The sequence below is a fragment of the Nocardia sp. NPDC019395 genome, assembly GCF_040632335.1.
In the GTDB taxonomy this organism is placed as follows: Bacteria; Actinomycetota; Actinomycetes; order Mycobacteriales; family Mycobacteriaceae; genus Nocardia.
This window is the reverse complement of the sequence record NZ_JBEYBT010000022.1, coordinates 1-19,593: the sequence shown is the minus strand read 5'-3', so window position 1 is coordinate 19,593 and position 19,593 is coordinate 1. Positions and strand designations below refer to the sequence as shown.

The window sequence follows — 19,593 nt, the reverse complement described above, 5'->3', positions numbered from 1 at the left end:
AGCGCTAGCCACGTAAAGTGTGTGTTGTGGACACCGATCCCCGCGCAACCGGCGCACGGCTGCGCGCCGCCCGCGAAGCCGCAGGGCTGAGTTTGGCTGCCCTGGCTGCGCGCATCCCGTATTGCAAGGCGGCGCTGGGTCATTACGAAACCGGCACCCGTACACCGACCGCTGAGGTGATCGCCTGGTATGACCAGGTCTGCGGACCCGCCGCTGACCCGGTGACGTCGGCCGCTGTGCTCGGTCGCAACGATGTGGACCGCCGATCGTTCCTGCGTCGCGCCGCCTACAGCGCTGCCCTGTCGGCAACGGCTCTGGCATCTCTTCCGGAAGCTGCGCGACTCGCGACAGTCGGAGAATCACGCCACGTCGGAATGGCCGAAGTCCAGGCGGTCCACGGAGTTACCGACGCATTTCACCGGCTCGATGAGGTTCGGGGAGGTGGAGCGGGTCGCACGGCGGTCGCCGAGTTCCTGAGCACCGACGTGGCGGCGCTGCTGCGATCCGAGTTCGCCACCGCCGAAGTGCGTTCTCAGGCATTCGGCGCTGCGGCGGAATTGGCGTACCTGGCGGGATTCAAAGCGCACGATGCGGGGGCCGATGGTCTTGCGCAGCGTTACTACATGTCTGCGTTGCGATTGGCCGAGGAGTCCGGGATTCCTGGACACGATGCCTGGGCGCTGCGGATTCTCGGACTGCAGGGGGCCGATCTCGAACAGCGCCGCCACTCGGTCAACCTTGCCGAGAACGCGTTGCTGCGGGCAGATGGGCAGGTCAGCGGGGTCGCTTCGGCCCTGTTCGTGGTGGCGCTGGCCCGGTGCCATGCCGAAAGCGGAGACGCTGCTCAGGCGCGGGTGGTGCTGCGCCGGGCCGAGCCCTATATGGACACCGGGACTGTCCTGGAGTTCCCCCGGTGGATGGCTGGGTGGACCCCTACCGGAGCTATCGTTCCGCACCAGGCAGCCAAGGCGTTCGAAGCCGTTGGAGATCTGGTGGCGGCAGAGCAGCATTACGCATTGGCGGCATCGATGTGGAATCCATCCACCCACGCCAGGGTTCATGCGATCACCTGTGCGGAAACCGCGCTCATCCGGTGGCGGATGGGCGATGAGGCCGGGGCGACGGAAATTGTGCGGCCGGTGCTCGCAACGCTGGCGGCTGTGGACTCGGACCGTACCCGCGCGGTCTTGGAGGAAGTCGGCGAGGGTTTCGGCCACTCTGTCATCTGACGTAATGGCCGAGCGCTGCGTACTGTCTCCAGTTCAGCGTTCTGTCGTACCGTGGCTCGGGGGAGTCTTCCCGGAAGCCCTGACGATTATCGGTAGGCGCGATACAGGGATTCGGCTACGCATACGGGGCGTTCGAGCTCCTCGCCCTCGAAGGTGAGGTCGGTGCGTACCTGGATGCCGTCGGGTATCTGCTCGATCGCGATTATCTTCAGCCGCAACCGGAACCGGGTGCCGGTGGGAAGGGCAGAGGGGAAGCGGATCCGGTCGACGCCGTAGGCGACGGCGAAGGAGAATCCGGTTAGCCGCCATAGGGTTTCGAGAAGGCTCGGGGCGGTGGCCATGAAGTAGTAGCCGTGCGCGATCGTTGAACCGTAGGGAGTCGTCCGGGCGAAGCCGGGGTCTACGTGGAGGGGGTTGCGGTCGTCGCTGGCGTCGGCGAAATCGGTGACTCGCTGCTGGCTCAGCGGCTGCCACGCGCTGACTGCTTCGGCGCCGGTATGTCTGCTCAGGTCGTCGTTCGCATCGATAACGATCATTTCGTCGAGGCTAGGTGCCGGCTCGCCGGGCTGCTCGGGGCCGCGCTTATTTCCCTTCCAGCCAGGTTTGCAGGATGGCGAGGCGCTGTTCGCGGTGACCCGGGCGTAGGCGGTTGTTGCGTTCCAGGGTGACCAGGCCGTGGAGGGTGCTCCAGATGGTTTCGGTGAGGGTTTCCACGTCGGTTGTCGTGGCGAAGGGGGCGAAGGTGGTGGCCAGTTCGGCGAAGGCATTGCGGAGCGGTTCGGGGGCGCCGTCGCCGAAGGTGAGGTCGGTGGGGAGGACGAACATGGCGTCGTAGAGGGCGGGGTTTTCCGCGGCGAAGTCGGTGTAGGCGCGGGCCACGGCGGCGAGGGCGGTGGATTCGTCCGGGGCGGCGGTGCGGGCGCGGTGGAGGGATTCGGCGAGTTCGGTGATGCCGTCGAGGGCGACCGCGGTGACGATGGCTCGTTTGCCGGCGAAGTGGCTGTAGAGGACGGGCTGGCTGTATTCGATCCGGTCGGCGAGTTTGCGGACGGTGACGGCGTCCCAGCCGTCCGTCTCCGCCAGGTTCCGGGCCGTGTCGATGATGAGCCGGTGGCGTTCGGCGCGGTCCCGGTCCCGTCTGCTCTGGATACCCATACCTCGAATCTAGCATCGCTAGACAAAGTAGCGCCAGCAGGATAGTGTCGCTATCAGATATAGCGCTGCTAGATATGGAGTCGGACATGCTCACCACTCACCGCGTCACCACCGTGTTGTCCCTGATCGGGGTGATATTCATCCTCTATATCGGGATCGGCTACCTGGTTGCCCCCGAATCGGCCGCTACGGGATTCGGGTTGCCGGTGTGGCCCACCGGAGAGGCGGCGGCGTTCTCGAATCTCAAGGGGGTCCGGGACACGGTCGCCGGGATCGTCCTGCTGGCGCTGCTGGCATTGGGACAGCGGTTCGCACTGGGAGTCGTGACGCTCGGGTTCGCGCTGATCCCGGTGGGGGACATGCTCACCGTTCTGCTCCACAGCGGTTCGGCCGCCGCCGCTTTCGGGATCCACGGACTGACCGCCGCGCTCGTCGCACTCACCGGGGTGCTGCTGATCCGCGAGCGTGCCGGCGCCGGGGCGCTCGCGCAGGCCGGATAGCGGACCCGAATCGGTCGTTCACCCAAACACCCAGGAGCCTCCCATGATCACGTTCATCCAAGTTCTCGCTGTGCTCGCCCTCGTCACCAATGCCGTCGTCTACGGCACCGATGCTTCCGTCGCCCTCGTCACGCGTTCGGTCAACGCCAGGCTCGACGACGCCACAATGACCCTCACCTCGGGGTTGGGTCACTACTACGCCGACCGGCGGATGCCGCCCGTCGGTATCACCGGATTGGTGAGCGCGCTCGCCGCTGCCGTGGTGGCCGGGCTCAGCGGTCACCTGGTCTCGGCGGTAGCGGCGGCGGTAGCCGTGGTGGCGCTGGTCGTCTGGCTCGTCCTGTACGCGCGGATCGCCAAGCCGGTCAATGAGGCTCAGAAGGCAGCGGCGCTTTCCGGGACCGTGCCCGAGAATGCTCGTGCGCTGCAACAGCGCTGGGACAGCATTATCTTCGCGCGGGTGGGGCTGCAGGCGACCGCGCTGATCGCCTTGGCGGTGGTGATCGCAGCTGTGTGAACGGACCTGCGCCGCCCGACCTCACCTTCGAGGCACGCTTCCTCGAAGGTGAGGTTTGTGCGTACCCGAATGCGGTCGGGCGAACCTCCGCCTCGTTCCGGCGGGCCGCTCCGAAGGCGACATCGGCCGGTCACCCGGTCGAGATGGGTGCGAGGGAATTGCCCGGGCCGATGGATGCGCAATCGGTTGTGGGCGGGGCGTTGTGGAAACGCTCGGTGAGGAACTGTGCGGCCTGGGCTTGGAAGCGGGCGAAGGCGGCCATGTGGTCGTGGTGGTCGTACCGGGCGTAGGTCACCGGGACGCCGCGGGCGCAGTATCCGTGGGCGAGGGCTTCGACATCACGAGTGACCATTACCGAGTCACCGATCGGATCGCTCTGGCCCACGGCGAGCAGGAGTGGAACGGCGGGCGTGCCGGCGGTGCCCATGATGTTGTCGTTGATGGCGGCCGCGGCCTCGGGGACGTCGAGCAGGGAATTGTAGGGTGCGCGGACCATTTCGGCGTCGGTGAGCCCGGGATAGCGCCCGGCGAACTGCCCGAGGCAGAGCGTCTCCACGGCGTCGGCGGCCTGGGCTCCGCGTTCGGAGAGGAAGGCGTCGGTGTCGAGTTCGTAGGTGCGGCGGTAAGCGACGACCGCGGCCGGGATGGCGCCCGCCCAGCCGGCGCTGCCACTGACGTAGGAGAGGTTGTGTGCGAGGTGCACGGGCACCCCGCCGGCGGCGGCGCCGATCAGGGCGAGTTCGGGGGCGTAGTGCGAGGCGAGTTCGGCGGCCCATTCGGTGGGCACCGCACCCCCCGAGTATCCGGACATCGCGACCGGTGTCGACGCGGGCAACCCCAGGATCTGTTCGGCGGCCCGGATTCCGTCGAGGGCGGCGTATCCGGATTGCCGGCCGATGGTCCACTCCAGGTCCGGGCCTTCGTAGTCGGGCACCACGACGGTGTATCCGGCGGCGAGGTAGCCGGCGATGACGGCCTGTTCGATGACGGCGCCCGCGTTGTCGGCGTGACCGGTGAGCGTGTAGGAGGGGTTGCAGCGGGATGCGAGCGCGTCGTACGCCGCGTGATACGACAGCAGCCGGGTGGGGCCGGGGACGAGCGGGCGGAGCACGGTGGTGACTGTCGCGGTGGGCGTGTTCTGCTGGTCGGTGGTCCGGTAGAGCACCTGGGTGCTGGTGATGGGTGTGGACAACTTCGGGATGGCGAACGGCGCGGGCCGGGAACGCAGGACCGTGCCGGGAGCGATGCCGGTCAGCGGCCGGTCATACGTGTAGAAGGGGTCCTCGGACGGGGGTGGCCACTCGGGTTGCGCGGCTGCCGGGATCGCCGCTGTGCAGCCCCCGAGTAGCAGTGCCGCGGTGACCAGAGCCCGGGTTATCCGTGATCGTGCTCCGGACCCGAATGGGATCGTCCTCATCATCGACTCCGTTCCCCGGCATGCGCCGGGCGCTACCGCCGACCGCTTCCGGACGGCCGGAACCGGCGGGATCCGACGGGTTGTGAAGAAGCGCTGAGTAGCGAAAACGCCCACAGGGGCTGCTCTGTCGGGATCAGAGCACGATGACGTTCTTACCGCGGGTGTGGCCCGACTGCCCGGCGGCGAAGGCGTCGGGCACTTCCTCCAGCGAGAACGTGGCCGCGACCGGAACCGTGAGGTCGCCCGCGGTGGCGAGATCGGCCAGCCGCTGCGTCTGGGTGCCGTCCGGCCGGACCCAGACCACGTGGCCGCCGTGGTCGGCCACGGAACCGTCGGCGATCGAGGCATGCCGGCCTTCCCCGGCCAGGACCGCCAGGGTGGTGTCGAGCTGACCGCCGACGAAATCGGCGACCGCCGCGACGCCGTCCGGGGCCAGCGCGCGGATGCGGTCGATCACGCCTTCTCCGTAGGTCACCGGTTCCGCGCCCAGGTCGCGTAGGAAGTCGTGGTTGCGTTCGGATGCCGTGCCCAGGACGCGGGCGCCGCGGGCCCGGGCGATCTGCACTGCCAGGCTGCCCACGCCGCCCGCCGCCGCGTGGATGAGTACGGTGTCCGCACCGGTCACCGCGAGGAGATCGAGGGTACGCAGGGCGGTACCGCCGGCCAGCGGCAACGCGCCCGCCTGTTCCCAGGGGAGATCGGCCGGTTTCCGTGCCACGTGCGCGGCCGGGACGGCGACGAGTTCGGCGAATGTGCCGGCGTGGAGGACGTCTTTGCGGGCGTAGGCCAAGACTTCGTCGCCCACCGCGAATTCCGGAGTGTCCGGCCCGGTGCCGACCACGGTCCCGGCGACATCCCAACCGGGAATCACCGGGAACACCGCGTCGATCAGGCTGTCGAGCGCACCCGACATCAGCTTCCAATCGACCGGGTTGACGCCGGCCGCGCGGACCTCGATCAATACCGATCCGGGGAACAGTTTGGGCGTGGGCAGGTCGCGGACTCGCACATCGTCGTTATCGGTGGTGTATCGGTCGTAGGTCGCTGCGCGCATAGTCCATTCCTATCGGTTGGAGTAGTCGCTGCGTGTACGACGCGCCACGGCCGATAATCCGGTCTGCGTGATCGCCGGAACGTAGAGTCCGCCGAGCCGGGCATCGTCGACCGGACTCGGGACTCCCGCTCAGCCCGCGGCCGCCGACCGCGGGCTGGTGCGGTCCAGGATGGCGGTGAGTTCGGTGTCGAAGCGTTCGGCATTCTCGATATTGCCCAGGTGGCCGGTGGGCCAGATCTGGTAATCGGGTCGTTGACCGGCCGCGCGCATGGTGTCGGCGATGATGCGCGACATGCGTTCGGGCAGGAGCCGGTCGTAGCGGCCGGCGATGATGGTGGTGGGGACCGTGAGGTGCGCGGCGGCGGCGCCCAGTTCCAGGTCGGCCAGGAGGGCGGCGTGCCGGCCCCGGGCCAGGGGACGGCAGGAACGTACGATGCTCAGCGCGAAATCGGCCTGCTCGCTGGTGGCGCCGCGGGCCATGATGCGTTCCTTGAGCACCTCCCGGGCCGCCCAGCCGCCGGGCAGTGGCAGCGGGCTGGTGAGGAGGGATTCGGCGACGATCATCGGCAGCCGGACCGGCGAGCCGAGGAGGGTCAGCGGCTGGTTGCCCAGGGTGAGTGGCTTGTTCAGCAGAGGCAGCAGGTCGGTGTCGTAGCGGATATTGCCCGAGGTGGTGTTGGCGAGGACTACCGCGCGGGCGCGCTGGGCGACCTGCTCGGGGTGGCGGGCCGCCCATGCCTGCAGGGTGATGCCGCCCATGCTGTGGCCGACCAGGAGCGCCTTGCAGCCGGGGCGCAGGGTGGCGTCGAGGACGGCGGCCAGATCGTCGGCGAGGGTGCGGTCACCGAGTGGGGCGCGACCCAGCGTGCTCTCGCCGTGGCCGCGCTGATCGTAGGCGATCACGCGGTAGCGGCCGGCGAAGGAGTTGATCTGCGGATGCCAGTATTCGATACAGCAGCTCCAGCCGTGGACGAGCACGATCGGCTCGGCATCGGCAGGGCCGTACGAGTGGACGCGCAGGCGGGCACCGTCGACGGTCGTAACCGTCGTGACCTCGGGTGCATCGGCGGGGGCGTTGTAGGCGGCATTCCGGAATCGGCGGGCGCGCAACGCCGCTCGGTACGGGGCGGTCAGGGCGCCGTGGTGCGCCCGGGACAGCGCGCTTATCGATTTCACCAGCATCAGAACACTCCTTTGTGCCTGCTGACACGGTAACCTGCAAGCTGGGTGCTTACAAGAGCAAGCGCCGCTCCGAAGTACTTGTCCAGAATGTGGTTCTCTACCCGGATGTCGGTTCAGCGGGCGGTGCTGTTAACCCAGAATTCCCATTCGGCGGCGGTTTTATGCCCGAACGGCCGAAACGGAGCTAGCACCTCCGATGGTTGTGGCATCAACCCCGCCGCCGCGGCTACGGTGAGAACTGTGAAGGACTCGGACGCGGCGCAACCACCACCGGCGTCATCCAGTATTCCGGCGGCCGGTGAACCCGGATGGGTAGCCGTGGCGAGGAGTCACGGAGGGCCGGGGCGCCGGGCGGCCGGAGTCGCATTGCCGGTCGCGGTGGCGGGTGCGGGGGCGGCGGCAGTGTTGCTGCTGCATCTGCGCGATCCACATATCGAGGGTTCGTACGGGGTGTGCCCCACGTGGGGACTGTTCGGTGTGTACTGCCCCGGATGCGGGGGTATGCGGGCAGTGCACAACCTGACCGACGGACACATAATCGACTCTCTGCACAGCAACCTGCTGGCGTTGCCGGTGCTGGTGCTTTTCGTGTTGTGGGTGGGTGATTGGGCTATCCGCGCCTGGCGTGGCGAAGGTCCGCGGCTGCCCGGAATCAGCACGACCACGGCCTGGGTGCTGATCGGCTCACTCGCCGTGTACGCCGTACTGCGAAATACACCCTGGGGCACCTGGCTGACGCCGGTTTGACATGATCGGGTCGAGCGCGGAGGCGGCAGCGCAGCGTAACCACGCAGCGCTCCCGATCATGTCCAAGAGACACTGACCGACGAGGCGGGATATGCGCGATTCACTCAAGAACCGGGTACGGGACAAATTGGAGCGGCAACTCGCCGAGGACGGGCCGCAAGGCCCGGGTTCGGAAGACCCCCGTCTCATCTCGGTGGTAGCCGACCTGGACGCGTTGAACAGCGTCGGCGAGGACGATCCGCTGATCGAACAGCTGGCCGGCCGCTACCTGGTGTTCTGACCGGGACGCGGCGCGCCCCCACCGGCCGGCGGTAGCGGTGGCAGTGGCTCGGAATACAGCCAGTCCTGCCACAGCGGGTGCAGCGGCGCAACACTGTAATGACCCACGAGGTCGGTGAATTCCTCGGTGGATACCGAGGCATGGCGGTGGCGGGCGGTCCAATCACGGATCAACCGGAAGAACGCGGTATCGCCGAGTTCCAGCCGCAGGGCGTGCAGGGTGAGGGCGCCCCGTTTGTATACGCGATCGTCGAACATCGAGGTCGCGCCCGGATCACCGACCACGATGTTCTGCGGCTGACGATGCAGGGTGTGCCAGGCCGCCCGGGCCAGCTGGTCCGCGGTCGCACCGCCGGCCGCTTCCGACCAGATCCATTCCGCGTAACAGGCGAACCCCTCGTGCAGCCAGATATCGCACCAATGCTGGATGGTGAGGCTGTTGCCGAACCACTGATGTGCGAGTTCGTGCGCGACCAGGCGTTCCGCGCCGCGGCGGCCGTCGCAGTGGTTCGCGCCGAAGATCGAGATGCCCTGCGCTTCGATGGGGATCTCCAGCTCGTCCTCGGTGACCACCACCGAATAGCTCTGGAACGGATACGGACCGAACAGGTCGCTGAATACCGACATCATCTCGGGCTGGCGGGCGAAATCGTGCTCGAAGGCGGTGCGCAGCGGGGACGGGATCGCCGCGTACATCGGCACCGGGGCGTTGTGGTCGCTGAGCTGATGTTTGCGATAACGGCCTATCTGTACCGTGGCCAGATAACTGGCCATCGGTTCGGTCTGTTCATAGATCCAGGTGGTCTGGCCCGCCTTGGTCTGCTTGCCGACGAGGGTGCCGTTGGCGAGGGTGTAGTACGGCGTGTCGGTGGTGATCGAGATCCGGTAGCTCGCCTTGGAACTGGGGTGGTCGTCGCAGGGGAACCAGGATGCGGCGCCGTTGGGTTGGCTGGCGACCAGTGCTCCTTCGGTGAGTTCCTCCCAGCCCACCTCGCCCCAGGGGCCGCGCACCGGTTTGGGTGCACCGGCATACTGCACTACCACCTGCAGAATCCCACCCGCCGGTATGCGCTCCCGGGGCGTGACGGTGAGTTTGCCGCGCTGATGGTTGTATTTACCGGCTTTGTCGCCGTTGACCAGTACTTTCGATACGGCCAGGGCCTGCGATAGGTCGAGTGAGTAGCGGGGGCGCTCGGCCGTGGTCACCGCAGTGATCACGGCACGGCCCGCGAGCCGGTTACTGGAGACCTTGTAGTTCAGTTCCAGCTCGTACCTCGATACGCGATAGCCCCGGTTTCCGTTTTGCGGTAGATAGTCGTCGATGGGGGCGTCATAGAACCTGCTCCCCATCAGCTGTCTGTCTCCTCGTCGGCCGAGTCCGGTGTGCTCGCCGGTCCGGACCACGGGGTGATGGGGTTGCCCCACCATCTCGTGGACGCCGGCACGGTATCGCCGCGCATCACCAGGGATGCCGGTCCGACGGTCGCGCCCGCGCCCACTGTGGCAGCGGGTAGTGCGACGCAATGCGGTCCGAGGGTGGCGCCGGGTTCCAGGACCACGGTGTCCATGGCCATGATGCGGTCGTGGAACAGGTGGGTTTGCACCACGCAGCCGCGTTCCACGGTCGCACCGTCACCGAGTGTCACCAGGTCTGCCTCCGGAAGCCAGTAGGACTCGCACCATACCCCGCGGCCGATCTTCGCGCCGAGCGCGCGTAACCAGAGGTTCAGTACGGGCGTACCGGTCGCCGCCCGGGCGAACCAGGGCGCCGCAACGGTTTCGACGAAGGCATCCGACACCTCGTTACGCCAGACGAACGAACTCCACAGCGGATGTTCCTCGGCCCGGATACGGCCCACCAGAACCCATTTCGCCGTCACCGCGCTCGCGCAGGCCACAGCGCCCGCGACCATCAGCACGACACCGGACAGCAGCCCGGCAACCAGGTAACCGAAGCTGTCGGCGAGCCGCGCGAGGGCGAACAGCACCCCGAGACCGATGGCGAAGGTCACCACGACCGCGGCCAGCCGGCATGTTTCGAAGGCGCCGCGGAAAACTCGCAGACGCAACGGCGGGTCGAAGGTGCGGTCGATATCGGCGGTACCGGCGGCCCGGCGCAACCGGACCGGTGGGCTGCCCAGCCACGACGAACCGGCCTTGGCCTTGGTCGGTGCCGCGGACAACACGGCGACCAGACCGTTCTTCGGTACCCGCCGGCCCGGAGCCGTCATACCGGAATTCCCCAGGAAAGCGCGTTTACCGACTTTCGCTTCCCCGATATGCAACCAGCCGCCACCGAGTTCATAGCTGGCGATCATGGTGTCGTCGGCCAGAAATGCCCCGTCGGCGACCGTGGTGAACTTGGGCAGCAGCAGCACGGTGGACGCCTCGACCCGTTTGCCGACCTTCGCGCCGAGCAGCCGCAACCAGATCGGGGTCAGCAGGGAAGCGTAGAGCGGGAACAGGAATGTGCGAGCCGAGTCCAGCAGGCGTTCGGTGGCCCATACCTGCCAGCCGACCCGGCTGCGAACCGGGTGATAGCCCTCGGTCAGGCCGATACTGAGGAGCCGGACCGCCACGATAGTCGCCACCGCGTAAACCACCAGGCTGAACAGTGTCGCCACCGGCAACCAGAGAAGGGCCGGCAGCACGGCATCGGTGAAACCGGTGCTGTCCCGGATACCCCAGGCGATCACCGCGAGGCCCGCGGCCAGTCCGGCCAGCGGCATCGCCCCCAGCACCAGCGATCCGATCCCGAAGGCCAATACCCAGTGCACGGCTCGTTCGGGTGTCTCCGCGGGCCAGCGGTGCCGGGCCCGGCCGACCTTCACCGCCGGTGAGCCCGCCCATTCCTGACCGGCCTTCACCTTCCCCGATACCGCCGAACCGGCGGCGATCTCGGCGTCGCGGCCGATCTTCGTACCCGGTAGCAGCACGGACCGGGCCCCGATCACCGCGCCCTTGCCCACCATGATCGAACCGATATGCACGGTATCGCCGTCGATCCAGTAGCCGGACAGGTCGACCTCGGGCTCCACACTGCATCCGTCGCGCAGTTCCAGCATCCCGGTGACCGGGGGCAGGGTGTGCAGGTCCACGCCCTCGCCGATTTTCGCCCCCAACGCCCGGGCGAACGGCACCATCCACGGTGCGCCCGAAAGGTTTTCCGCGCCACTGGCCTCGGCCAGCCGGACCGCGGCCCACAGCCGCACATGCACCGATCCGCCGCGCGGATAACTGCCGGGCCGGACGCCGGCGAGCAGAACCCGGGCCCCGCCGACGCAGATCGCCATCCGGCCCAGGGGGGTGATGAACACAAGGAACAGCAGCGCCGTCCACCACCAGGAAAGTCGTGGGAGCCACGGCAGCAGGTCGAACCAGGCCGCGAAACCGGCGGCCACCGCGAGCCAGGTCACCCATTGCAAACCGGTGAGGGTGGTCAGGGCGACAGTCGCGAGAACCTGGATCAACTGCGCCGAACCAGGAGTCGGCTCGACCCGGCGATCTTCGGCGGCCTCGCCCGGGCCGCTGTCGTCGAGAAGTTCGGCCAGCGCGCCGAGCCGGGGATGGTCGTAGATATCGGCGACCGTGATCCGCGGATACCGCGTACGCAACGCCGTCACCAGCTGCGCGGCCGACAGCGACCCGCCACCGAGTTCGAAGAAATCGGCTTCGGCACCCGATATCTCGGCACCGAGTACATCGATCCAGATCTGTGCCACCCAGGCCGCGGTGCCGGTGAGGCCGTGCTCGATACCGGAATCGGCGCCCGCCAACGGCCACGGCAGGGCGTTGCGGTCGACCTTGCCCGAGGTGCGTGTGGGCAGTTCGGGGACTACCACGAGGCGTGGAATCAATGGTGCCGGGAGCTGTCCGGACAGGTGCGTCCGCGCGGCGGCCAGGTCGTAATCGTCCGCGACACCGGTGAGATAGCCGAGAAGGACCGGCGTGCCCGTGGCCGTGGTGCGTACCGCGGCTGCCGCGCCGCTCACTCCCGGCAGATGCTGCAGGGCATTGTCGATCTCACCCAGCTCGATCCGGCGGCCGCCGATTTTCACCTGATCGTCCGCACGGCCCAGGAAGATCAACCCGGCGCTGTCGTTGCGGACGAGGTCGCCGCTGCGGTAGGCGCGGTCCCAGCCGAGGGTCGCGAGTGGAGCGTATTTCTCGGCGTCCTTCACGGGATCGAGATACCGCGCCAGGCCCACACCGCCGATCACCAGCTCACCCGATTCGCCCTCGCCCACCGGCACGCCGTCGGCGTCGACCACCGCCAGATCCCAGCCCTCCAGCGGCAGCCCGATCCGAACCGGGCCCGTACCGTCCAGCAGGGCCGCACAGGCGACCACGGTGGCCTCGGTGGGGCCGTAGGTGTTCCACACCTCGCGGTCCTCGTCGGCGAGGCGTTCGGCCAATTCCGGCGGTACCGCTTCACCGCCGAAGATCAACAGCCGCACCGATTCCAGGGCTTCGGCGGGCCAGGTCGCGGCCAGGGTAGGAACGGTGGAAACCACGGTGATGCCCTGCCGGACCAGCCACGGACCGAGATCGGCGCCGGTCCGGACCAGGGCGCGTGGGGCCGGCACCAGGCACGCTCCGTGCCGCCAGGCCAGCCACATCTCCTCACAGGACGCGTCGAAGGCGACCGACAGCCCGGCCAGGACACGATCGCCCGGGCCGATCGGATCGGAACGCAGGAACAGGCGGGCCTCGGCGTCGACGAATGCGGCGGCATTCCGATGGGTCACCGCGACGCCCTTCGGCGTACCGGTGGAGCCGGAGGTGAAGATGATCCAGGCGTCGTCGTCGACGGTGGGCGAACGGCCGGATTGCCCGTCGGTTGCCGGGTCGGGCTCGGGTGCCACCGGGCGTTCGCCGGTGGCACGAATACCGGACGCGGTCGCTATCGCGGTGACCCGGGCCTCGCCGAAGACCAACTGGGCCCGCTCCTCGGGATCGTCGGCGTCGACCGGAACGTAGGCCGCGCCGGCGTGCAGCACCGCCAAAATGGTCAGATACAGCTCCCAGGTACCCGACGGCATGCGCACACCGACCCGGTCGCCCCGGCGGACTCCGGCGGCTGACAGCTCCTCGACCGCCTTATCGATTTCGGCCAGTAATTCGGAATAGGTGAGGGTGCGGTCGGCGGTTGCCACAGCGGGTGCGTCGGGGTTGCGGCCGGCTGTCTCGGCGAGAATATCGACCAGGGTGCGGGCACGCGGTGCGGCCGCGGCGCGCCGGATCCCGCTTTCCGCTTGCAGCTGCGACTGCATCTACCCGGCCCACCTTCCATCGCCCAGCCAGCGGACTCGTTCTCTCATATCAGGGTTACCGCTCGGCAAACGGCGGTCGAATGAGTTTATTGGCGGGGCGGTGGGGGGAGGGTGCGCGGGGCTGTGTTTTTGGCGCACCTGCGGCGGTGCGGGTTTTGGCCCGGCCCGGGGTTCAGTGCCCGCTTTCGGGTCAGTCCACGTCTTCGGCGAGTGGGGTGGGGCGGTAGTAGCGGCCCTTGTAATAGAGCAGGGGGACGGTGGGGGGTTCTTCTTCGGTGTCGTCGTGGACCTTTACCACCCGGCCGACCACAAGGGTGTGATCGCCGATCGGGATGAGCTGCTCGACGGTGGTGCGCAACCAGAGCGGGGTGCCGTGCAGTACCGGTTCGCCGGTGTCCAGCGCCGACCACAGGGCGCGGTCGCTGAATCGGTGCGCCGCTGTCCGGGCGAACCGCTGGGCGATATGGCGCTGGTGTTCGCCGAGGAAATGGATCACCACCGAATCGGCGGCGGTCAGTGCGGTGAGGCTGGAGGAGGTATCGCTGATATTGAACGAGATGAGCGGCGGATCGAGGGACAGAGAGGCGAACGAGGTCGCGGTGAAACCGACCGGGCCGGTGGCCGAGTTCAGCGTGACGACGGTAACGCCGGAGGGGTAGTGCCGCATCGATGCGCGGTATTGCTCGGCGGTGATACCGCTGAGGTCGTCTGGAATCCGGATTCCGGTCTCGGGCCGTGGTGCTTCGGTCACCCGGCCGACGCTACGCCCGGACCGCCGGCGATGGTGCGGTACGGTCCGCTGTCCGGGAACCCGGGATCAGTCCACATCGATGGACAAACCGGCGGTGATCCGCAGCAGTTCCGTGTATGAGGTACGGAAAACCGTCCCCGGTGAGCCACCGGCCGCCAGTAGCTCGCCGAACTGGGACAGGGTGCTGTCCACCCAGGTGGGCAGGTTCGCCGGATGGCCGACCGGAGCGATACTGCCGGGCGGTTGCCCGGTGTACTTCACCGCCAGATGTGGTGGCGCGGGAACCAGGACACCGTCGAGGCGGGCACCGGTACGCGCCGTGTCCACGGTGCCGGCGGCGGAAACGAGCAGCAGGATCGGTTCATCGCCGAGCAGGAAAACCTGTGCGTGAACCAGTGCGCCCAGTTCCACCTCCATCGCATGCGCGGTTTCCGCGGGACCGACCGCCGATTCCGGCGCGGTGACGATCAGGCCGTGATGTCCGCGAGCTATCAAAGTATCCGAGACCCGGCAGGTTATCGGTGGAAGCGACCTGCGCATGGCCACAGGGTAGAGCGATCGGTGCTATCTCGTCGCCGAACTCCCGCTGTGTATCCGCTGAGCGGACAGGCCCGCCCGGCTCGGTGATCCGCGCGACGCCGGACGTGCGCGGACAGTCGGTGTGACCCGCCCGCCGCCGGCCCGGCCACTAGTCTGGGGCGATGACAGATTGGCAGGCTTTCACCGTCGAAACCGACGATCGCGTCGCCCGCGTGACGCTCACCGGCCCCGGCAAAGGTAACGCCATGGGCCCGGATTTCTGGCGGGAACTCCCGGAGATCTTCCACGGTCTCGACGCCGACCCGGAGGTCCGGGCCGTTGTACTGACAGGGTCGGGCGCCCACTTCTCCTACGGACTGGACCTGCCGGCGATGAGCGGTACCTTCGGCCCGCTGATGGCCGATCGTGCCCTGGCCGCGCCGCGCACCGATTTCCTCGGCGATATCCGGCGCCTGCAGGCCGCGATCACCGCGGTCGCCGAATGCCGGAAACCGGTGATCGCCGCAGTCTCGGGCTGGTGCATCGGTGGTGGACTGGACCTCATCTCCGCCGCGGATATCCGCTACGCCAGCGCGGAAGCGAAGTTCAGCCTGCGCGAGGCGAAGGTCGCCATCGTCGCCGATGTGGGTTCGCTGCAACGGTTGCCGGGGATCATCGGCGAGGGCCACCTGCGCGAACTGGCGTACACGGCCAAGGATATCGACGCCGCGCGGGCGGAGAAGATCGGCCTGGTCAACGATGTCTACCCGGATCAAGCGGCCGCCCTGGAAGCAGCTCACGCGACGGCGCGGGAGATCGCGGCCAATCCGCCGCTCGTGGTGCAGGGTGTGAAAGATGTGCTGGGGCAGCGTAATTCCGCCGCGGTGACCGAGGGGTTACGTTACGTCTCGGCGTGGAATGCGGCGTTCCTGCCCTCCGAGGATCTGACGGAGGCCATCCAGGCTGTGTTCGAGAAGCGGACGCCGGAGTACAAGGGACGGTAGCGGAGTGCGGGCAGATAGGGACGGCAGCGGTGGGCCTACGGATTTCGGCCCGCCCATGCCGCCGTCGGCGCAAATATGCACGGCACAACCGCACCATTGCTGACCCCTTGTCGCCCTGGGCGCGTTTGGTCCAGCTACCGCCGGTCCGTCCGCATCCGACCTCTACCCCGTTTCCCCGCATGCGGCCGGTCGGCCCCGAACCCGCGACGCCGCAGGCGGCGCCAAAAACACAGCAACCTTCACTGACTGCCCCCGCTTGTCACCCCGTCCGGCCCGCCTGCCGATGCAAATCCCCCCGACCGGATCCGCATCGGCAGGCGCTCCCCGCACTCAGTGCCCGCCCTTGTCCTTCAGACGCTGGAACGACGCCTCGATCTCGGCCTCCGCCTCGGCCCGCCCGACCCATTCCGAACCCTTGACGTATTTGCCGGGCTCCAGGTCCTTGTACCGCTCGAAGAAGTGCTTGATCGCGGCCAGTTCGAATTCCGGGACGTCGCCGACGTCCTGGATGTGATCCCAGCGCGGGTCGCCCGCCGGTACGCACAGGACCTTGTCGTCGCCGCCGGCTTCGTCCGTCATCTTGTACATCGCCACCGGACGGGCCTCGACGATGACGCCGGGGAACACCGAATCCGGCAGCAGGACGAGGGCGTCCAGTGGGTCGCCGTCTTCGCCCAGGGTGTTCTCGATGAAACCGTAATCGGCCGGGTAGGCCATCGACGTGTACAGGAACCGGTCGAGCCGGACCCGTCCCGTTTCGTGGTCGACCTCGTATTTGTTGCGCGAACCCTTGGGGATCTCGATGGTGACGTCGAACTCCACGCCAGCTCCTTCCGCTGCTCTCACGATGCACCGTGGTGGCCGGCCGTGGCCCGCGCACCCGGTTGTTCGCCGAGAACGGTAGCCGAACACCGATAGTGTTGTCGGCGGGCACTTGGGTTCGGCGGGGGACCGGTGCCGCGGACGGGCACGAGGGAGATAGCGGCGACGTGGTTTGGCAGGGTGGCAACGATATGAACGGTTCGGCCGGGCGCCGGCGCCGTGGGATGCGGGCATGGCTGGTGGCCGTGCTGGTGGCGCTGGTGGGGGCGGCAGCGGTAGCGGCGGCCGTACTGCGGCCGTGGACCCCGGAATTCCGGCACGGTGGGCTCACCATCGCCGCCGCGCCCGGTCCCGTCCCGGTGGCCCCCGAGGTGCGGCCGGCGCCGGACGCCGCTCCGGTGCCCAGTGCTGCCGGTGTCGCGGCGGCGCTGGGGCAGGTGACCGCCAGCCCCGATCTGGGTGGTTTCGCGGGGTCGGTCACCGACGCCGAGTCCGGCACGGTGCTGTGGAATTCCCACGCCGATGAACCGCGGGTGCCGTCGTCGACGGCCAAGATCATGACCACCGCCGCCGCGTTGCTGACCCTGCCCGGCGATCAGCGTGTGCACACTCGTGTCGTCGCGGGAGCGGCACCCAACGAGATCGTGCTGGTGCCCGGCGGTGATCCCACCTTGACCGCGCAGCCCGGCGGGGAGGGTTACTACCCGGGCGGTGCCAGTTTGACCGATCTGGTCGAGCAGGTGCGTTCCGCCGATGTACGGGCCGATACGATCGTGGTCGATACCTCCCACTACTCCGGTCCGACGATGGCCCCCGGCTGGGATCCGGTCGATATTCCCGATGGTTCCATCGCGCCGATCGAACCGGTCATGCTCGACGGCGGCCGGTTGGATCCGCTGGTCGAGTATTCGCCGCGTTCGACCACACCCGCGCTGGACGTGGGCCGGCGGATGGCGACCGAACTCGGGCTCGACCCGGCGCGGGTGCGGATCGGCGACGCACCCAAGGGCACCAAACGGTTGGCGGATGTGGCTTCCGCGCCGCTGCGGGACCGGTTGCGCGACATGATGGTGCATTCGGACAATGTGCTGGCCGAGACCGTCGGCCGGGAGGTCGCGCTGGCCACCGGACGGCCCGCGTCCTTCGAGGGTGCCGCCGCGGCGGTTGCCGCGGTGCTCACCGAGCACGGCTTCGATCTGAGCGGGACGACCATGCACGACGCCAGCGGGCTTTCGGTCGACGATCGGATTCCGGCCCGGGTGCTCGACCGGATCCTGGCCACCGCGGCCGGACCCGGAGGGGAGAAGCAGACAACTACCACCACCCCGCCGCCGCTGAAGCCGCCGCTCGGCGCGGGAGCCGGATCGCGGTCCGATCCCGCCGATACCGGAGACACCCTGACCGATACCCTGGTCCCCCTGCTGGATTATCTGCCGGTCGCGGGCGGTACGGGCTCTCTGACCAGCCGTTATGTCATGCAGAATCAGGCCGGGGCGGGCTGGGTGCGCGCAAAGACCGGAACTCTGTCGGTGGCCAGTACGTTGGCTGGGTACGTGCTGGATCGTGACGGCCGGGTCCTGACCTTCACACTGATGTCGAGCGATCGGCCGCCGGAGGTCAGCAGGCCCGCCCTGGACGCCGTCGCGGCCGCGCTGCGCAACTGTGGATGTACCTGACGGCTGGAGGGCGCATGACGATTCGACAAGGTCCCGGCGGGCCCGGCGCCCCGGAGTCGGCCGATGCCGGCACATCCGACGATGAGCGGCGTACCTTCGCGGGCTCCGTGGATTGGCGCTGGGCCGCCCGGACCGGTTCGGCGCTCGTACCCGCCGGGCCGCGTACCTCCCGTCTCTTCGCCGAACAGGCCGTGGCCGAGCTCGGCGAGGCATCGGTGCGGGCCGAGGCCCCGGTACGCGCGGTGACCGGCCTACTCGACGACCAGCCCGTACCTACCGCCCGGATCGTCGACCGTCCCGGCTGGATCGGTGCCGCCGCCGATTCCATGTCCCTGCTCACCGGTACCGGCACAGCGGATCGGGGTGGTGTTCTCGCCGGTAAACCCGCCGGTGTCCAGGTAGGTGCCATGCTCGCCTTCCTGTCCACCGCGATTCTCGGGCAATACGATCCGTTCACCGGACCGGACGGCACTTTGTTGCTGGTGGCGCCGAATATCGTGGGCGTCGAGCGCGCGCTCGGCGTAGCGCCGTCGGATTTCCGGTTGTGGGTCTGCCTGCACGAAGTGTGTCACCGGGTGCAGTTCTCGGCGTCACCTTGGTTGTCCGGCTATATGCGGGAGAATGTCGAGGTCCTCGGCGATATCGAGGACGAGGCGACCTCCGAGATGCTCGGGCGTCTGATCACCGAGCTCAAACTCCGGCGCAGCGGCGAGGCCTCCGATGACCCCAACTCCCGCGGCGTCGTCGGATTGCTACGGGCCACCCAGCCGCCCGCCCAACGGGAAGCGCTCGACCGTCTACTGATGCTGGGCACCCTGCTCGAGGGCCATGCCGACCACGTGATGGACGCCGTCGGCCCCAGTGTCGTGCCGACAGTCGAGCAGATCCGCGGAGCCTTCGACCAGCGCCGCACCCGCCCCGCCAATCCTGTCCAGCGCCTGCTGCGCGCCCTACTGGGTATCGACGCGAAGGTGGCCCAGTACGTACGCGGCAAGGCCTTCGTCGACGAGGTGGTCAGCACAGTGGGAATGCACCAGTTCAACGCCATTTGGACCGACGCCGAAACCCTCCCACGCGCCGACGAGATAGACACCCCCCAGCGCTGGATCACCCGAGTCCTGGACTGACCTCGACACCGGTTCGAGCTCGAGCCCCGACCCGAACCCGCGGCGCCGCAGGCGACGCCAAAAACCAAAGCCCAACCACGGAGAGCGACCCTTGTCCCGCAAGCCCCGCGCTCACCCCGTCCGAGCCTCACCCCTGCGAACCTCCCCGCCCTCACTCGCCGCCGCCCTCGGGCGCGTTTGTTCCCCTACCGCCAGTCGGTCTGCATCCGACCCCCACCCCCGTTTCCCGCATGCGGCCGGTCCGCCTTGGTGGTTCGGGGCCCGTCTCGTTCTGGAGCGACAGAGCGGGGGAGCGAAGCGGAGGAGCGCCGGAGTGAAGAACGAGACCAAGGGGGCCCCGA

At 68.2% G+C, this 19,593-nt stretch carries 18 protein-coding genes; 8 read left to right on the top strand and 10 right to left on the bottom strand.

Features of this window, described 5'->3' with window-relative positions; all coding sequences use genetic code 11:
- Positions 1-26 precede the first annotated feature (26 nt).
- On the top strand, positions 27-1,229 hold the full coding sequence (locus ABZ827_RS28310) for a helix-turn-helix domain-containing protein (RefSeq protein WP_357243031.1): 1,203 nt from the start codon (positions 27-29) through the stop codon (positions 1,227-1,229).
- Positions 1,230-1,315: 86 nt separating this feature from the next.
- On the opposite strand, the gene ABZ827_RS28305 is transcribed toward ABZ827_RS28310, so the two are convergent.
- Positions 1,316-1,765, bottom strand: coding sequence for a MaoC/PaaZ C-terminal domain-containing protein (locus ABZ827_RS28305; protein ID WP_357243028.1), 450 nt, complete (start codon positions 1,763-1,765; stop codon positions 1,316-1,318).
- A gap of 46 nt (positions 1,766-1,811) precedes the next feature.
- Complete coding sequence (locus tag ABZ827_RS28300; RefSeq protein ID WP_357243025.1) at positions 1,812-2,384, bottom strand: TetR/AcrR family transcriptional regulator; 573 nt, start codon at positions 2,382-2,384, stop codon at positions 1,812-1,814.
- Positions 2,385-2,470: 86 nt separating this feature from the next.
- Between ABZ827_RS28300 and ABZ827_RS28295 the strand changes: the two genes are divergently transcribed.
- The gene (locus tag ABZ827_RS28295) at positions 2,471-2,884 is read left to right on the top strand and encodes a DUF4267 domain-containing protein (RefSeq protein WP_357243022.1); all 414 of its coding nucleotides are present in this window, start codon (positions 2,471-2,473) and stop codon (positions 2,882-2,884) included.
- A gap of 43 nt (positions 2,885-2,927) precedes the next feature.
- Positions 2,928-3,401 carry a DUF1772 domain-containing protein gene (locus ABZ827_RS28290; protein WP_357243019.1) on the top strand — a complete coding sequence of 158 codons (474 nt, stop codon included), beginning with the start codon at positions 2,928-2,930 and terminating at the stop codon, positions 3,399-3,401.
- A gap of 130 nt (positions 3,402-3,531) precedes the next feature.
- Here ABZ827_RS28290 and ABZ827_RS28285 read toward each other — a convergent pair whose 3' ends face one another.
- The 3 genes from ABZ827_RS28285 to ABZ827_RS28275 form a co-directional block, all read right to left on the bottom strand.
- On the bottom strand, positions 3,532-4,818 hold the full coding sequence (locus tag ABZ827_RS28285; protein ID WP_357243017.1) for a lipase family protein: 1,287 nt from the start codon (positions 4,816-4,818) through the stop codon (positions 3,532-3,534).
- A gap of 133 nt (positions 4,819-4,951) precedes the next feature.
- On the bottom strand, positions 4,952-5,872 hold the full coding sequence (locus ABZ827_RS28280; RefSeq protein ID WP_357243014.1) for an NADP-dependent oxidoreductase: 921 nt from the start codon (positions 5,870-5,872) through the stop codon (positions 4,952-4,954).
- Between the two features lie 129 nt (positions 5,873-6,001).
- Complete coding sequence (locus tag ABZ827_RS28275) at positions 6,002-7,054, bottom strand: alpha/beta hydrolase (protein WP_357243011.1); 1,053 nt, start codon at positions 7,052-7,054, stop codon at positions 6,002-6,004.
- A gap of 240 nt (positions 7,055-7,294) precedes the next feature.
- Here ABZ827_RS28275 and ABZ827_RS28270 point away from each other — a divergent pair, with 240 nt between their 5' ends.
- Entirely contained in the window at positions 7,295-7,801 is a 507-nt protein-coding gene (locus ABZ827_RS28270; RefSeq protein WP_357243009.1) for a DUF2752 domain-containing protein, read from the top strand.
- 91 nt (positions 7,802-7,892) lie between these two features.
- On the top strand, positions 7,893-8,081 hold the full coding sequence (locus ABZ827_RS28265; RefSeq protein ID WP_357243006.1) for a hypothetical protein: 189 nt from the start codon (positions 7,893-7,895) through the stop codon (positions 8,079-8,081).
- On the opposite strand, the gene ABZ827_RS28260 is transcribed toward ABZ827_RS28265, so the two are convergent.
- The 4 genes from ABZ827_RS28260 to ABZ827_RS28245 form a co-directional block, all read right to left on the bottom strand.
- The gene (locus ABZ827_RS28260) at positions 8,066-9,430 is read right to left on the bottom strand and encodes a M1 family metallopeptidase (protein WP_357243004.1); all 1,365 of its coding nucleotides are present in this window, start codon (positions 9,428-9,430) and stop codon (positions 8,066-8,068) included. The genes ABZ827_RS28265 and ABZ827_RS28260 overlap by 16 nt on opposite strands.
- Positions 9,430-13,353, bottom strand: coding sequence for a Pls/PosA family non-ribosomal peptide synthetase (locus ABZ827_RS28255; RefSeq protein ID WP_357243001.1), 3,924 nt, complete (start codon positions 13,351-13,353; stop codon positions 9,430-9,432). The genes ABZ827_RS28260 and ABZ827_RS28255 overlap by 1 nt, the downstream gene beginning before the upstream one ends.
- 190 nt (positions 13,354-13,543) lie before the next feature.
- The gene (locus ABZ827_RS28250) at positions 13,544-14,104 is read right to left on the bottom strand and encodes a flavin reductase family protein (protein WP_357242997.1); all 561 of its coding nucleotides are present in this window, start codon (positions 14,102-14,104) and stop codon (positions 13,544-13,546) included.
- Between the two features lie 66 nt (positions 14,105-14,170).
- The gene (locus ABZ827_RS28245; RefSeq protein WP_357242994.1) at positions 14,171-14,644 is read right to left on the bottom strand and encodes a YbaK/EbsC family protein; all 474 of its coding nucleotides are present in this window, start codon (positions 14,642-14,644) and stop codon (positions 14,171-14,173) included.
- Between the two features lie 161 nt (positions 14,645-14,805).
- Between ABZ827_RS28245 and ABZ827_RS28240 the strand changes: the two genes are divergently transcribed.
- The gene (locus ABZ827_RS28240; RefSeq protein WP_357242991.1) at positions 14,806-15,627 is read left to right on the top strand and encodes a crotonase/enoyl-CoA hydratase family protein; all 822 of its coding nucleotides are present in this window, start codon (positions 14,806-14,808) and stop codon (positions 15,625-15,627) included.
- A gap of 330 nt (positions 15,628-15,957) precedes the next feature.
- On the opposite strand, the gene ABZ827_RS28235 is transcribed toward ABZ827_RS28240, so the two are convergent.
- Positions 15,958-16,449, bottom strand: a complete 492-nt coding sequence (locus ABZ827_RS28235; RefSeq protein WP_357242988.1) for an inorganic diphosphatase — start codon at positions 16,447-16,449, stop codon at positions 15,958-15,960.
- A 191-nt stretch (positions 16,450-16,640) separates the two neighbouring features.
- Between ABZ827_RS28235 and ABZ827_RS28230 the strand changes: the two genes are divergently transcribed.
- Together ABZ827_RS28230 and ABZ827_RS28225 are read left to right on the top strand one after the other, a co-directional pair.
- Positions 16,641-18,125: a D-alanyl-D-alanine carboxypeptidase gene (locus ABZ827_RS28230; protein ID WP_357243151.1), complete on the top strand. Its 1,485-nt coding sequence runs from the start codon at positions 16,641-16,643 to the stop codon at positions 18,123-18,125.
- 14 nt (positions 18,126-18,139) lie between these two features.
- Entirely contained in the window at positions 18,140-19,252 is a 1,113-nt protein-coding gene (locus ABZ827_RS28225; RefSeq protein WP_357242985.1) for a zinc-dependent metalloprotease, read from the top strand.
- The last annotated feature ends 341 nt before the right edge of the window (positions 19,253-19,593 follow it).

Excerpts from the sequence above, each read along its gene's own strand:
- ABZ827_RS28240 (WP_357242991.1), top strand. The coding sequence starts at position 14,806 with ATGACAGATTGGCAGGCTTTCACCGTCGAAACCGACGATCGCGTCGCC.
- ABZ827_RS28290 (WP_357243019.1), top strand. The coding sequence starts at position 2,928 with ATGATCACGTTCATCCAAGTTCTCGCTGTGCTCGCCCTCGTCACCAAT.
- ABZ827_RS28260 (WP_357243004.1), bottom strand. The coding sequence starts at position 9,430 with ATGGGGAGCAGGTTCTATGACGCCCCCATCGACGACTATCTACCGCAA.
- ABZ827_RS28265 (WP_357243006.1), top strand. The coding sequence starts at position 7,893 with ATGCGCGATTCACTCAAGAACCGGGTACGGGACAAATTGGAGCGGCAA.
- ABZ827_RS28305 (WP_357243028.1), bottom strand. The coding sequence starts at position 1,765 with ATGATCGTTATCGATGCGAACGACGACCTGAGCAGACATACCGGCGCC.
- ABZ827_RS28230 (WP_357243151.1), top strand. The coding sequence starts at position 16,641 with ATGAACGGTTCGGCCGGGCGCCGGCGCCGTGGGATGCGGGCATGGCTG.
- ABZ827_RS28275 (WP_357243011.1), bottom strand. The coding sequence starts at position 7,054 with ATGCTGGTGAAATCGATAAGCGCGCTGTCCCGGGCGCACCACGGCGCC.
- ABZ827_RS28245 (WP_357242994.1), bottom strand. The coding sequence starts at position 14,644 with ATGCGCAGGTCGCTTCCACCGATAACCTGCCGGGTCTCGGATACTTTG.
- ABZ827_RS28280 (WP_357243014.1), bottom strand. The coding sequence starts at position 5,872 with ATGCGCGCAGCGACCTACGACCGATACACCACCGATAACGACGATGTG.
- ABZ827_RS28295 (WP_357243022.1), top strand. The coding sequence starts at position 2,471 with ATGCTCACCACTCACCGCGTCACCACCGTGTTGTCCCTGATCGGGGTG.
- ABZ827_RS28225 (WP_357242985.1), top strand. The coding sequence starts at position 18,140 with ATGACGATTCGACAAGGTCCCGGCGGGCCCGGCGCCCCGGAGTCGGCC.
- ABZ827_RS28300 (WP_357243025.1), bottom strand. The coding sequence starts at position 2,384 with ATGGGTATCCAGAGCAGACGGGACCGGGACCGCGCCGAACGCCACCGG.
- ABZ827_RS28255 (WP_357243001.1), bottom strand. The coding sequence starts at position 13,353 with ATGCAGTCGCAGCTGCAAGCGGAAAGCGGGATCCGGCGCGCCGCGGCC.
- ABZ827_RS28285 (WP_357243017.1), bottom strand. The coding sequence starts at position 4,818 with ATGAGGACGATCCCATTCGGGTCCGGAGCACGATCACGGATAACCCGG.